At 51.4% G+C, this 13,556-nt stretch carries 13 protein-coding genes; 1 reads left to right on the forward strand and 12 read right to left on the reverse strand.

Annotated features, from left to right (window positions below; translation table 11 throughout):
- Window positions 1-109: 109 nt before the first annotated feature.
- From BLW29_RS12080 to lspA, 11 genes are all read right to left on the reverse strand, one after another.
- Window positions 110-358 (reverse strand): hypothetical protein, encoded by a 249-nt coding sequence (locus BLW29_RS12080; protein WP_090979749.1) that lies wholly within the window; start codon window positions 356-358, stop codon window positions 110-112.
- A 159-nt stretch (window positions 359-517) separates the two neighbouring features.
- Complete coding sequence (pyrE, locus tag BLW29_RS12085) at window positions 518-1,165, reverse strand: orotate phosphoribosyltransferase (protein WP_090979751.1); 648 nt, start codon at window positions 1,163-1,165, stop codon at window positions 518-520.
- Window positions 1,166-1,897, reverse strand: a complete 732-nt coding sequence (gene pyrF, locus BLW29_RS12090; protein WP_090979753.1) for an orotidine-5'-phosphate decarboxylase — start codon at window positions 1,895-1,897, stop codon at window positions 1,166-1,168.
- A gap of 90 nt (window positions 1,898-1,987) precedes the next feature.
- The gene (gene carB, locus BLW29_RS12095) at window positions 1,988-5,206 is read right to left on the reverse strand and encodes a carbamoyl-phosphate synthase large subunit (RefSeq protein WP_090979754.1); all 3,219 of its coding nucleotides are present in this window, start codon (window positions 5,204-5,206) and stop codon (window positions 1,988-1,990) included.
- A complete protein-coding gene (gene carA, locus BLW29_RS12100; protein WP_090979756.1) occupies window positions 5,193-6,338 on the reverse strand; it encodes a glutamine-hydrolyzing carbamoyl-phosphate synthase small subunit in 1,146 nt (381 codons plus the stop codon). Before carA ends, carB begins: the two co-directional genes overlap by 14 nt.
- A gap of 30 nt (window positions 6,339-6,368) precedes the next feature.
- A complete protein-coding gene (locus BLW29_RS12105) occupies window positions 6,369-7,664 on the reverse strand; it encodes a dihydroorotase (RefSeq protein ID WP_090979758.1) in 1,296 nt (431 codons plus the stop codon).
- Window positions 7,665-7,696: 32 nt separating this feature from the next.
- Window positions 7,697-8,599: an aspartate carbamoyltransferase catalytic subunit gene (locus tag BLW29_RS12110; RefSeq protein ID WP_090979760.1), complete on the reverse strand. Its 903-nt coding sequence runs from the start codon at window positions 8,597-8,599 to the stop codon at window positions 7,697-7,699.
- A 17-nt stretch (window positions 8,600-8,616) separates the two neighbouring features.
- Window positions 8,617-9,150, reverse strand: a complete 534-nt coding sequence (gene pyrR, locus BLW29_RS12115) for a bifunctional pyr operon transcriptional regulator/uracil phosphoribosyltransferase PyrR (protein ID WP_090979762.1) — start codon at window positions 9,148-9,150, stop codon at window positions 8,617-8,619.
- 373 nt (window positions 9,151-9,523) lie between these two features.
- Window positions 9,524-10,759, reverse strand: coding sequence for an LL-diaminopimelate aminotransferase (locus tag BLW29_RS12120; protein ID WP_090979764.1), 1,236 nt, complete (start codon window positions 10,757-10,759; stop codon window positions 9,524-9,526).
- Between the two features lie 111 nt (window positions 10,760-10,870).
- Window positions 10,871-11,833: an RluA family pseudouridine synthase gene (locus BLW29_RS12125; protein ID WP_090979767.1), complete on the reverse strand. Its 963-nt coding sequence runs from the start codon at window positions 11,831-11,833 to the stop codon at window positions 10,871-10,873.
- Entirely contained in the window at window positions 11,787-12,311 is a 525-nt protein-coding gene (gene lspA, locus BLW29_RS12130) for a signal peptidase II (RefSeq protein ID WP_090979769.1), read from the reverse strand. Before lspA ends, BLW29_RS12125 begins: the two co-directional genes overlap by 47 nt.
- A gap of 178 nt (window positions 12,312-12,489) precedes the next feature.
- Here lspA and BLW29_RS12135 point away from each other — a divergent pair, with 178 nt between their 5' ends.
- A complete protein-coding gene (locus BLW29_RS12135) occupies window positions 12,490-13,206 on the forward strand; it encodes a TraR/DksA C4-type zinc finger protein (protein WP_090979770.1) in 717 nt (238 codons plus the stop codon).
- Between the two features lie 11 nt (window positions 13,207-13,217).
- On the opposite strand, the gene BLW29_RS12140 is transcribed toward BLW29_RS12135, so the two are convergent.
- Entirely contained in the window at window positions 13,218-13,544 is a 327-nt protein-coding gene (locus tag BLW29_RS12140; protein ID WP_090979772.1) for a DUF5665 domain-containing protein, read from the reverse strand.
- Window positions 13,545-13,556 lie beyond the last annotated feature (12 nt).

Genomic DNA, 13,556 nt, shown 5'->3' on the forward strand with positions numbered 1-13,556 from the left:
TCGCTCGGTTCGCCATGTGCGGATCCCTAGAAACCCTTCCGTTTAATGTAACATATTACCAGCCGATTTCGAGGTTGGCAAGACATTTTTCCGGAAGCTCGTAAACGGTTTATGCAGGATGAAGGAGATCCTCCATCATCGTGATTAAGCGCAGTCTAACTTGCTGCAGTCGTGAGGCCAAATATTCCATGCTATGATCATCACTGCCTTGGGAACGAAGCAGGGCCGTGCTCATCAACCCATACGCCTCATCCAATTGCGTGATTTCCTCGCTTCTGGTCAAGTTACGATCGTAAATGCGCACACGATAAAGCAAATCCTCGGTCGATCTGAGCAGCCTTTCATACATCGTATTCATAAGTGGCTTCCTCGCAATCTCTTATTTGGTATAGGCTAGTCTATGACGTGTGTAACCTAAATATAACCTGATTAAGAGACGGATGAAACAATTCGGAGCAAATGTTAATAATAAAAAAATAATCCGGAGCAGCTGCTCCGGACCCTAACTTCCCTATTCTTATACGCCAAATGCTTGCGGATTCTCACGCCACGACTGCAGCACCGCGATATCGCTCTGCTGAACAATCCCTTGCTCGGCTGCAACTTCGATCAGCGCCGAATAGTTCGACAACGTTGCAAGCGGAATGCCTTCCTCGGCGAATGCTGCGATCGCATTCGGGAACTGATAGGTGAAGATGGCTACAACCCCTTGCACCTCGCAGCCTGCTTCACGAACGGCAACCGCGGCTTTCAAGGAACTTCCGCCTGTGGAGATCAAATCCTCGATCAAGACAACCTTTTGCCCCGGCTTGAAGGCACCCTCGATCTGATTCGTCTTGCCATGGCCCTTCGCTTTGTCACGTACATAGAGCATCGGCAGGTTCAACTTCTGTGCCACCCACGCCGCATGCGGGATGCCGCCTGTTGCGATACCGGCAACTGCTTCGCAATCCGGGAATTGCTCGCGGATAACCGTTGCAAAACCTTCTGCAATTAGGTCGCGAATTTCCGGGTAGGACATGGTGAGGCGGTTATCGCAATAGATCGGAGATTTCATCCCGCTTGTCCATGTAAACGGCTCATTCGGGCGAAGGGCAACGGCGTTAATTTGCAGCAATCCTTTGGCAATCTCGCGTGGTAATTGTTCCAATATAGGTGTAGTCAATCAGATCAGCTCCTCAATAATGGATTCCAATGCAAGCCGCGGGTTCTCGGCAGCGGTAATCGGTCTTCCGATAACCATATAATCGGTACCTTGCTCAATCGCCTCGCGAGGCGTCATAATGCGGGATTGGTCATTCAGAGCAGCTCCTGCCGGGCGAATACCCGGCGTAATCGTGCGGAAATCCGCACCGCAAGCCGCTTTAATCGTTTGTACTTCCTGCGGTGATGCCACAACGCCGCCAAGTCCGGCTTGTTTAGCCAGCTGCGCGTAGCGAACGACAGCTTCTTCAACCGAACCGCTGATGCCGATCTCTTCGTTGAGGACTTGTTTGCTTGTGCTTGTCAGCTGTGTGACGGCAATAACAAGAGGCCGAGCCAGTCTGGAATCACTCGCAAGCGCTTGTTCCACACCTTCCATGGCGGCTTTCATCATTTCCACGCCGCCTGCTGCATGTACATTAAACACATCCACGCCAAGCTTCGTAATGCTGTTAGCTCCGCCTTTGACCGTGTTCGGAATATCATGCATCTTCAGATCCAGGAACACTTTATAGCCGCGTTCCTTCAGTCCAATCACGAAGCTTGGACCTGCCGCATAGAACAACTGCATGCCAACCTTCATGTAGCACGGAATACCTTCTAAGCTGTTCACCAACGCTTCTGCAGCAGCTGCATCCGGGTAATCCAGTGCAACCATAATGCGGCCAGCCGCTTCTTCTCTGCTCAGCTTCATCTCTCGTCAGCCCCTTCCTATGTCTTTACAGGCATGGCGAAAGCCTGCTTGAAGGCAGGCTTTCGCGGCCAATTACGGCCATTCTATTGGTTATTTCTGTGCAAGTACAGGCATTGGACGCGAGGAGAAGTTGATGGTCTCCAGCATGTTAAGCAGCGCGCGAACGGTATCGAGCGATGTCATACATACGACGCCATTCTCCACCGCTTCACGGCGAATCCGGAAGCCGTCGCGCTCAGGTGTCTTACCCTTCGTCAGCGTGTTCACTACGAAGTGTGCTTTACCGTCGCGGATCAGATCCAAGATATTCGGCGAGCCTTCGCTCAGTTTATTCACGGTTTGTACGCGCAGTCCCGCTTCTTCAAGCGCTGTTGCGGTACCGCCCGTTGCGACGATGTTGTAACCCAGTTCGTAGAAGCCGCGCAGAATTTCGATCGCTTCCGGTTTGTCTTTATCCGCTACCGTAGCAATGATGGAGCCTGTTGGCGGGATACGCATGCCGGCGCCAACCAAGCCTTTGTATAGAGCTTTCGCGTATTGTTGATCGCGGCCCATAACTTCACCGGTCGATTTCATTTCCGGCGTCAGTGTAGGGTCAACGCGGCGCAGTTTCGCGAAGGAGAAGACAGGAACTTTAACCGATACATAGTCATCTTCAGGCCACAGACCTGTTTCGTAACCAAGATCAGCGAGCTTCTCGCCCAGGATTGCCTTCGTCGCCAGGTTCGCCATCGGAATGTTCGTTACTTTGCTCAGGAACGGAACCGTACGCGAGGAGCGCGGATTTACTTCGATTACATAGACTTCGTCTTGGAAGATAACGAATTGGATGTTCACCAATCCGATAACGTTCAAGCCTTTAGCGATTTTGATCGTAATGTCGACCATCTTCTGCTGCAATTCCGCCGAGATGGATTGCGGCGGGTACACCGCGATCGAGTCGCCGGAGTGAACCCCTGCGCGCTCAACATGCTCCATGATTCCTGGAATCAGAACCGTTTCGCCGTCGCAGATCGCATCAACCTCTGCTTCTTTACCCAGCATGTAACGGTCGATCAGTACCGGATGCTCCGGATTGATTTTGACCGCCTGCACCATGTACGTGAGAAGCTCTTCATCGGAATATACGATTTCCATAGCCCGTCCGCCCAGGACGTACGAAGGACGAACAAGCACCGGATAACCTAGGCCTTGTGCAGTCTCAACCGCTTCATCCACGGAAATGACTGTTTTGCCTTTCGGTTGTTTAATGTTCAGTTCATTCAAGAGCACTTCGAATTTCTTGCGATCCTCGGCAGCATCGATGCTCTCCAGGCTGGAGCCCAAGATGCGAACGCCTGCTTTGGTCAGTGGTGCAGCAAGGTTAATCGCTGTTTGACCACCGAATTGAACGATAACGCCAATCGGATTCTCTTGTTCGATGACGTTCATAACATCCTCGTAGAAGAGCGGTTCAAAGTACAGTCGGTCGGAAGTGCTGAAATCCGTCGATACGGTTTCCGGGTTGTTGTTGATGATTACCGCTTCATAGCCGGCTTTCTGAATCGCCCATACCGCATGTACAGTCGAATAATCGAATTCGATACCTTGACCGATCCGGATCGGTCCGGAGCCAAGCACGAGCACTTTCTGTTTCGTTGTTTCCGTTACTTCATTCTCTACTTCATACGTCGAGTAGTAGTAAGGTGTCGTTGCTTCGAACTCAGCTGCGCAAGTATCAACCATTTTGTAGACCGGTTTGATGCCTTGCGCAAGGCGATGCTGACGCAGTTCCAGTTCGTTCGTGAACGTTGTTTGGTTGCCTTCTTTACGAATCTCTGCAATGGAGCGGTCAGAGAAGCCTTTGCGTTTTGCAGCATAGAGCTGCTCGTTCGTCAGAACAGCTGCACTGCGAAGCTCAGCTTCGAATGCGACGATGCTTTCGATTTTGTCAAGGAACCACCAGTCGATTTTCGTCAAATCTTGAATGTCCTGCAGCTTGTAGCCTCGGCGGAATGCTTCCGCTACGAGGAACATCCGCTCGTCATCCGGCTTCGCAAGGCGAAGGCGCAGCACATCGTCTTGCAGCTCATGTGCTTCTTTCAGGTGAATGCGGTGTGTGCCGATTTCCAGGGAACGAACCGCTTTATGAATGGACTCTTCGAACGTACGGCCGATCGCCATAACCTCGCCAGTCGCTTTCATTTGGGTACCCAGTTTACGGTTTGCCGAGATGAATTTATCGAACGGCCAGCGAGGAATCTTCGATACGATGTAATCCAGCGTTGGCTCGAAGCATGCATAGGTTTGACCGGTTACCGGGTTGACGATTTCGTCAAGCGTGTAGCCGATTGCGATCTTGGCAGCCATCTTCGCGATTGGGTAGCCAGTCGCTTTGGACGCGAGCGCCGACGAGCGGCTTACACGCGGATTAACTTCGATGACATAGTATTGGTAGCTGAACGGATCCAATGCGAACTGTACGTTACAGCCGCCTTCGATGTTCAGTGCGCGGATAATCTTCAGCGACGCCGAACGCAGCATTTGATATTCGCGGTCGGACAACGTTTGGCTTGGCGCTACGACGATGGAATCGCCTGTATGAACGCCCACCGGATCAAAGTTCTCCATGTTACATACGACGATACAGCTATCGTTCGCATCGCGCATAACTTCATACTCGACTTCTTTCATGCCTGCGATCGATTTCTCGATCAAACATTGGCCGATCGGGCTGTAGCGAATACCGGAAGCTACCGTTTCAAGCAGCTCTTCTTCGCTTGCGCAAATCCCGCCGCCTGTTCCGCCCAGCGTATAGGCCGGACGAACAATGATCGGGTAACCAATCTCGTTAGCGAATTCCACAGCTTCTTGTACCGTTGTTACAATAACGCTCTCAGGTACCGGCTGCTCCAGTTCGCGCATCAGATCGCGGAATAGATCACGATCTTCCGCTTTCTCGATTGCTGTAAGCTGCGTACCCAGCAGTTGAACGTTCTCGCGTTCCAGTACGCCGGCGCGCGCCAGTTCAACAGCCATGTTAAGACCGGTTTGGCCGCCAAGCGTTGGCAGCAAACCATCCGGACGTTCTTGACGGATAATTTGAGTGACGAACTCAAGTGTAATCGGCTCGATGTATACTTTATCCGCCATGTTCGTATCCGTCATGATTGTAGCCGGGTTGCTGTTGATCAGAACAACCTCGTAGCCTTCTTCTTTAAGTGCTTGGCAAGCCTGTGTGCCTGCATAGTCGAACTCTGCAGCTTGCCCGATGACGATAGGACCGGAACCGATAACGAGAATTTTCTTCAGCTTATTATTTCTGGGCATATTGCAGCTCTCCTCTCAATGATGCCGCCAATTGTGCTTGACGAGGCTTTTGCGGGTTGTTTCTTTTATGTTCACGAATCATCTCTAGGAATTCATCGAACAGGTAGCTGGAATCGTAAGGTCCAGGTGCGGCTTCCGGATGGTATTGAACCGAGAAGGCAGGGAATTCGTTATGTTTCAAACCTTCGATCGTCTTGTCATTGTTGTTGATATGCGTAACTTCCAGCTTCGTTCCGGCTACGGAACCCTCTAGAACCGTGTAACCATGATTCTGCGAGGTGATGTAGCAGCGGCTTGTTGCCAGTTCTTTAACCGGGTGGTTACCACCGCGGTGACCGAATTTCAGCTTATCCGTATCGGCGCCGCATGCAAGTGCGAACAATTGATGGCCAAGGCAGATCCCGAAGATCGGGTATTCGCCAAGCAGCTCTTGAATCATCGTAACCGCATGAGGTACATCCTTCGGATCCCCAGGGCCGTTCGACAATTGAATGCCGTCCGGGTTCAGGCGACGAATCTGCTCTGCTGTTGTATCGTGAGGAACCACGACTACATCACAACCGCGCTTCGTAAGTTCGCGGAGAATACCGCTCTTCGCGCCGTAGTCGACCAGTACGATACGCTCGCGCTCGCCTGGGCTGGAGAAGATGCTCTTCGTCGATGTGCGAGCAACTTGATCGCGCATCAGCGGAGTCAGGGATAAACGCTCAGCAAGCTCTTCAATACGCTCATTGCCTGTTGTCAGCATCCCTTTCATTGTGCCGTAGTGGCGCAGCTTACGAGTCAGCATCCGAGTATCGATGTCGCTGATTCCGATAATGCCGTATTCCTTCAGCAAACGATCAAGCGTGTATTCCGCTCTCCAGTTGCTTGGTACCGGCTCATGGCGGCGAACGACGAAGCCGTGAATGTAAGGGCGTACCGCTTCGAAATCGTCGCGCGTAATGCCGTAGTTGCCGATCAAAGGATATGTCATCGTGACGATCTGTCCGCAATAGGACGGATCGGAAAGTACCTCTTGGTAACCTGTAATCCCTGTATTAAAAACAACCTCGCCGGCAGATTGACCCTCAGCGCCAAAGCCGAGTCCTGTAAACAGCGTGCCGTCTTCCAACAACAATCTTGCTTGCATCCGTATCACTCCTAGTTATCAAGTTGCTTACTATTCTTGTGTCTCTGTCCAAACGACATTTCCGTCTACGATGGTAACTACCGGCCAGCCGGACAACTTCCAGCCGCCAAATGGTGTATTTCTGCCCTTCGATGCGAAGCTCTCCGGGTTAACCTCACGCTCATTCTCGAGATCAACAATGGTCAAGTCAGCAGGTGCGCCTGCTTCCAGAACACCGCTGCGAAGTCCGAAGACGCGCGCCGGGTCTGATGTCATCCGCTTAAGCAGGAAGCCTAGCGACCATTTGCCTGTTTGGACGAATTTCGTATACATAAGCGGGAATGCCGTTTCGAAACCGACGATGCCGAAAGGCGCCAGCATCATGCCGCGTGCCTTCTCTTCCGCACTGTGCGGCGCGTGGTCCGTAACGATCATGTCCAGCGTGCCATCTTCTAGACCTTCGATAACCGCTTGTACGTCGCGCGGCGTGCGCAGCGGCGGGTTCATTTTCCAATTGGCATCCATGCTTGGGATATCCTCATCGGAGAGAATCAAGTGATGCGGGCAAACCTCAGCTGTCACTTTAATGCCGATTTGCTTAGCCATTCGGATTAAGCGAACCGATTGCTCCGTGCTTACGTGACAGACATGATAGTGAACCCCAGTGGCTTCTGCCAGCAAAATGTCGCGTCCTACATGGATCGCTTCGGACTCGTTCGGAATTCCTTTAAGCCCGTTCGCTGCTGCGAACTTGCCTTCCGTTACGGCAGCTCCGACAACGAGCGAATCGTCTTCACAGTGTGCGATTACCGGCATGTTCATCGAAGCAGCCAGGTTCATCGCATCTTTCATCATTTGTGCATTCTGTACGCCGACGCCGTCATCGGTAAACCCGATCGCGCCAGCTTCTTTGAGTGCTGCGAAGTCGGTCAGCTCGCGGCCAAGCTCGTTCTTCGTAATGGCTGCATAAGGAAGCACGTTAACGATTCCTGCGCTCTTGGCCTTATCCAGTATGTAGCGCACCGTCTCCGGCGTGTCCGTTACGGGACGCGTGTTCGGCATACATGCGATCGTTGTGAAACCGCCTCTAGCCGCGGAGCGTGTACCACTTGCGATATCCTCTTTATATTCGAAGCCCGGCTCGCGCAGATGGACATGCATGTCGATGAAACCTGCGGAGATCAGCTTTCCTTGCGCATCAATAATGTCGTGGCCGGTAGTATCCGGCTCACCGGAAGCCGCATCGGCAATCGCAGCGATCAGTCCATTCTCAATTCGAACGTGCTTTCGTGCTGTCTCACCTGTCTGTTCGTCCCAAACGAGTCCGTTTAATATCCATAGTGCCATGATCGTTTTCTCCTTTCGGCTTCCACAGTTAGTTATGCTAGTGCTCGTTCGATGACCGCCATCCGAATCGGTACGCCATTGGCCATTTGCGGGAAAATGCGGGATTGCGGATGTTCGACCAGTGCGTCGTCGATTTCAACGTCGCGATTGATTGGTGCAGGGTGCATGATGATGGCGTGCGGCGCTAATGTCGCCGCTCGTTCTTCCGTCAATCCGAATTGCTCGCGGTAGGATTCTGCTGAGCTTAGTATGCCGCTCTCGTGGCGTTCGAGCTGCACGCGCAGCATCATGACGACATCGGAGCGAAGCGCTTCTTCTATCGAAACATACGGGGCATCAAGCTCGGCTGCCTTCATCGTATCGGGAGCGCAGAAGCGGACATTGACGCCAAACTTCTGCAAAGCGTACAAATTGGAGCGTGCAACCCGGCTGTGCTGAATATCTCCGATGATCGATACCGTCAACCCTTTCAACTCGCCGAATTGTTTGCGCATCGTATATAGGTCGAGCAGCGCCTGTGTCGGATGCTCGTTGTTTCCATCGCCTGCGTTGATCAGAGGCACTTTAATCTTCTGTGCGAGTTCGGCCAGAACGCCGATTGGCTTAAGGCGGATGACGCCTGCGTCGATTCCCATGGATTCAAGCGTGCGTACCGTATCGTAAATCGATTCGCCCTTCTGAACGCTCGAGACCGCGGCGGAGAAGTTCAGCACTTCCGTACCGAGTCGTTTCTCGGCAACCTCGAAGGAGAATCTCGTTCTGGTGCTGTTCTCAAAAAACATATTGGCGACAAACTTGCCTTGCTGAACCGGTTCGACTTTCGTGGAGCTTGCCTCCCAATAAGCGGCGCGGTCCAAGATGGAGCTGATTTCTTCTTTACTCAGTTCTTTAAGTCCCAGCAAGCTTCTCTGCTTGACTAATGTTGCGGTTGTCATGATTAAAGCCTACCCCCTTAATGGATAATCGTCACTTGATCGTTCTCGTCGACTTCCTGGAGAAAAACCTCGATTTGCTCCTGTTTAGAGGTCGGTACGTTCTTCCCTACATAATCCGGTCTGATCGGCAGCTCGCGATGGCCTCGATCAACCAGCACGGCGAGCTGTATCGATTGCGGTCTGCCCATATCCATCAACGCATCCATGGCTGCTCGGATGGTTCTGCCCGTGTAGAGAACGTCATCGAAGAGGATGACTCGCTTATTCTTTACACTCACGGTCGTCGCACTGCCTTGTGCTGCTCCTGAACTGCCTGCTTCTCGGTCATCGCGATACAAGGTGATGTCGAGCTCTTGAACTTCGACTGGAAGTCCTTCAATTTCGTGAATCCGTTCCGCGATACGTTGTGCCAAATAGATGCCGCGCGTTCGAATGCCTACGAGTACACAATTGTCGATTCCTTTGTTCTTCTCGACAATTTCATGGGCAATTCGAGTCAGCGCGCGGCGTATTGCCGTCTCATCCATAATGACGCGATGCTGCTCATCCATGCGCTTCTTCCGCCTCCTTGAGTCCATGCCATCAACGACTATCACACAAAAAAACTCCTTGCGGGTGCGCAAGGAGTTTCACGTTCATTAGACTCGCATCTAAGCAGCTGTTAGACAAGCTGCACTTGCGCACACAGCGCAAGTGGGAAGTTGTCCTGCTATAAGATGCGAATAAACGATTCACGTTACCTTGCCAGCCTCTCTGGACTGAGTTAAAGGTACATATTGTTTATCAGAAGAATTATCCCACGTTCGACAAAAGCTGTCAAGGTTCTTTTGCACGGGTGGCGGATTTATATTCAATACTATGTATATTGCTCCATAAAGAAAAAACTTACGCCCCGTCCGAAGACGCTGCGTAAGTTTTCTTCTACTATAGGCTAAGCTTTGTAATCCGCTCTACGGCTTTCTCCGTATTCTCGCGGCTGCCAAACGCTGTCAGGCGGAAGTAGCCTTGACCGCTTTGACCGAAGCCGACGCCCGGCGTACCCACGATATTCGCTTCAGACAGAAGCTTATCGAAGAATGCCCATGAGTCAAGACCGTTAGGAGTCTTAAGCCAGATGTAAGGCGCGTTAACGCCGCCGAACACTTCAAGACCAAGCGACGCAAGACCTTCACGGATAATGCCCGCATTCGTCATATAGTAGTCAATGATCGCTCCGATTTGTTCTTTGCCTTCCGGCGTATAGATCGCAGCAGCACCGCGCTGTGTCACATAGGAAACGCCATTGAACTTCGTTGTATGGCGGCGATTCCACAGATCATTAACGAGCATTACGTTACCGTCTGCGTCCTTGGCTTTCAGCTCGCGCGGAACAACGGTGTAAGCACAACGAACGCCTGTGAAGCCGGCGGTCTTCGAGAAGCTGCGGAATTCGATGGCTACTTCTTTGGCGCCTTCAATTTCATAGATGCTGCGTGGAACATCTGCTTCTTGAATGAATGCCTCGTAAGCCGAATCGTACAAGATGATGCAGTCGTTCGCTTTGGCGAAGTCAACCCAGCGCTTCAGCTCTTCCTTCGACAGCGTCATACCTGTCGGGTTATTCGGGTAGCACAAGTAGATCAGATCCACTTTGCGCTCCGGCAGGCTTGGCGTGAAGTTGTTCGACGCGTCGCATTTCAGATAGACGATGTTCTCGTATTGGTTCGTTTCTTTGTTGAACTTGCCGGAACGGCCAGCCATAACGTTCGTGTCCACGTATACAGGGTATACCGGATCTTGAACCGCGATAACCGCATCTTGGCTGAAAATTTCTTGAATGTTGCCCACGTCGCATTTGGAACCGTCGCTGACGAATACTTCATTCGTCGCAATGTCGATACCGCGCGCTTTATAGTCATTGTTAATGATGTCATTGATCAGGAAGTCATAACCTTGTTCCGGACCATAGCCGCGGAATGAACCCGGATTCGCCAGCTCATCAACAGCAGCGTGCATCGCTTTCGTTACCGCATCCGGCAGACCACGTGTTACGTCGCCGATACCGAGGCTGATAATTTGAGCATTCGGATTGTTTTGAATAAACGTAGTACGGCGCTTTGCAATTTCAGAGAACAGGTAGCTCCCTTGCAGCTGCGTATAGTTGTGATTGATTTGAGTCATTTGATCCATCTCACCTTTCGTTGTCACTGCTTACAGTTTGATATCATCATAGCGTAACGTAAGCCTTGAACCACATAAAGAAAATAGTGAAAAGTTTGTACTATTACACAACTACCGTTGACGCAGGATCATCAGCTCATGTTCCATGTCAGGTGGAATCGGCGCAGAAAACTCCATGTATTCCCCTGTGCGAGGATGATCGAAACCGAGAACAGCCGCATGCAGCGCTTGTCCTTTAAGACCAATTGTCTTATTGCGGCCGTAAATTGGATCGCCTGCAAGCGGGTGCCCGATGTATTTCATATGCACGCGAATCTGGTGTGTCCGTCCTGTCTCCAGCTTCAGCTCGAGCAGTGTAAAATCACCGAGACGCTCCGCCACTTGGAAATGCGTCACCGCTTCTTTACTGCCCCGCTGAGTTACCATAAAGACCTTCCGATCCTGAGGGTCTCTCCCGATTGGCGCATCAACCGTACCATGCTCATGCGGCATCGTTCCGTGCACGAGGGCGAGATATTTTCTCGTCACCGTATGGGCTTTAAGCTGCGCAGCCAGTGAAGCATGCGCCAGATCGTTCTTCGCGGCCATGATGAGGCCGGAAGTATCCTTATCGATCCGATGCACGATCCCCGGGCGAAGCACACCGTTAATACCGGACAGATCTTTGCAGTGGTACATGAGCGCATTCACGACTGTTCCTGAATAATGACCAGGTGCAGGGTGAACGACCATGCCGCGCGGTTTGTTAATGACAATGACATCACTGTCTTCATAAACGACATCCAGCGGAATGTTCTGCGCCTCAATTACCGCTTCTTCCGGTTCAGGAATAATAACCGTGACCACGTCGGCCACGGCTAGCTTGTAATTCGCTTTCACTTGACGCTCATTGACCAGAACGGCGCCGGATTTAATCCAATCCTGCACCATCGTGCGGGATACGGAGCCTTCTTCAATGCTCTCTGTAACAAATTTATCAAGCCGTTCGCCGGCGTCCGCTTCAATCGCGGTAAAACTCAAAGCCTCATCATTGAATAAATTGGTGCCCTTGTCCATTAGGTTCTTCTTGTCCATTTGGTTTTGAATCTCCGTTCTCTCTCTTGGATGTCAGAAGCGCATCCAGCAAAATCATACCTACCCCGATACAAATACCGGAATCGGCGATGTTGAATATAGGGAATACATAGCTGCCGAACGTAAACTGCAGGAAATCGACAACCTCGCCGTAAAGCGCACGCTCCAAGAAATTGCCAAGTGCACCGCCTAGTACGAGACCAAGACCAGCAAGCAGCAAACCTTTACCGGAATCGCGGTTCTTCATCATATACCAGATGATACCGCCCAGAACGATAAGCGTAATCAAGATAAACAAGTAACGCTGCTCTTGCAGAATGCCGAACGCGGCACCTCTGTTGCGGATGGAAGTAATGATAAAGAAATCGCCGAGCACATGCTTCGTTTCACCGATCGTTAGGCTTTTCTCAATCCATTGTTTGGTCACGTAGTCAATTGCGAATACAATAACCGCTAGCCAATAGTAATAATATTTCATCGCATATGCCCCCTTGTCCTCAACATTGTAGCATAGGAGAGCTCATACAGACTAGGACAATTTCCGCATGCCTTTGCCATTTCATCCATGAATACCCGCCTCTAAAACAGCGCCTTTATTGGGAAACTAAACGACATCAAGCATGCCATCATGCCAATGTGAAGAGAGGGCACTTATCATGACGAACCTTACGAATTCCCAGCTCCAAAATTTACGCAGCCGCCTTGTCGTGGAGAAAGCTGCGAGTGAACAGCGGCTTGCAAGCAGCGAGCATTATGGATTCTCCGCATCGCTCAGAGATGAATCCGGCGATTTGTCGGCGTATGATAATCATCCCGCGGATGCCGCAACAGAGACGTATGAGCGCGGGAAAGACCTCGCTCTTCATGAACAAGAGGAATTACATCTTAGCCGCATCGATGCTGCACTAACCGCTATGGAAGAAGGCAGCTACGGGACTTGTCGAACATGCGGGAGTGATATTCCGCTCGCACGCTTGCAAGCCCTGCCTGATTCACTGTACTGCGTTGCGCATTCACCTAGGCAAGACATTTCTGAGCATCGTCCGATTGAGGAACAATTCCTTGCACCGGGATTTGGCCGCTCCAGCATGGATGAGCACGAAGATGGATATAACGGCTTCGACGGAGAGGATGCCTGGCAAATCGTGGAGAGCTGGGGCAACTCCGACTCGCCGGCCATGTCCGAGAATGCGAATGTTTCATCTTACGACGAGATCGGCATCGAATCGGGCGAAGCCGACGGCTATGTGGAGCCGCTCGAAAGCTTCCTGGCTACAGACATTACAGGTAAGCATATCAGTGTTGTCCGCAATCGGGAATATTATAACTATATGGAGCATGAGGAAGGCGATCATATGCTCGAACAGCAATGAAGTCCTTACGCTTAATAAGTCTTCCCCTCCAGCTGATGCTGGACGATGCGGACAATGTCTGCAATATAATCGCCGATGATCGGCAAATTAAGTGCACCGAGCAGCTGCAGCACATAGAGTATCGTTGCCGCAAAGAACGTAAATCCAATTGCGATTCCGACGCCTCGCGCCGTGCCGCCGAGCAAATTGCGCCACATGAGCGAGTATGGGCGGTTAAGAAGCTGCACATAATCTGCGATTTGCGAACGCTCCATCTCTGAGGCAACTTTCTGCAGCCGTTTCTCGAGCGCATCCAAAGCGTGACGAACGCCGATTAAATCTTTATTTTCTTCTGTCATGAAGGATCCCTC

The sequence above is a fragment of the Paenibacillus sp. CF384 genome (assembly GCF_900106745.1).
Classification (GTDB): Bacteria; Bacillota; Bacilli; order Paenibacillales; family Paenibacillaceae; genus Paenibacillus_Z.

Coding starts and splice junctions, on each gene's coding strand:
- BLW29_RS12140 (WP_090979772.1), bottom strand. CDS start 13,544: ATGACAGAAGAAAATAAAGATTTAATCGGCGTTCGTCACGCTTTGGAT.
- BLW29_RS12080 (WP_090979749.1), bottom strand. CDS start 358: ATGAATACGATGTATGAAAGGCTGCTCAGATCGACCGAGGATTTGCTT.
- lspA (WP_090979769.1), bottom strand. CDS start 12,311: ATGAAATATTATTACTATTGGCTAGCGGTTATTGTATTCGCAATTGAC.
- pyrF (WP_090979753.1), bottom strand. CDS start 1,897: ATGAAGCTGAGCAGAGAAGAAGCGGCTGGCCGCATTATGGTTGCACTG.
- BLW29_RS12125 (WP_090979767.1), bottom strand. CDS start 11,833: ATGGACAAGAAGAACCTAATGGACAAGGGCACCAATTTATTCAATGAT.
- carA (WP_090979756.1), bottom strand. CDS start 6,338: ATGCAAGCAAGATTGTTGTTGGAAGACGGCACGCTGTTTACAGGACTC.
- BLW29_RS12120 (WP_090979764.1), bottom strand. CDS start 10,759: ATGACTCAAATCAATCACAACTATACGCAGCTGCAAGGGAGCTACCTG.
- pyrR (WP_090979762.1), bottom strand. CDS start 9,150: ATGGATGAGCAGCATCGCGTCATTATGGATGAGACGGCAATACGCCGC.
- BLW29_RS12105 (WP_090979758.1), bottom strand. CDS start 7,664: ATGGCACTATGGATATTAAACGGACTCGTTTGGGACGAACAGACAGGT.
- BLW29_RS12110 (WP_090979760.1), bottom strand. CDS start 8,599: ATGACAACCGCAACATTAGTCAAGCAGAGAAGCTTGCTGGGACTTAAA.
- carB (WP_090979754.1), bottom strand. CDS start 5,206: ATGCCCAGAAATAATAAGCTGAAGAAAATTCTCGTTATCGGTTCCGGT.
- BLW29_RS12135 (WP_090979770.1), top strand. CDS start 12,490: ATGACGAACCTTACGAATTCCCAGCTCCAAAATTTACGCAGCCGCCTT.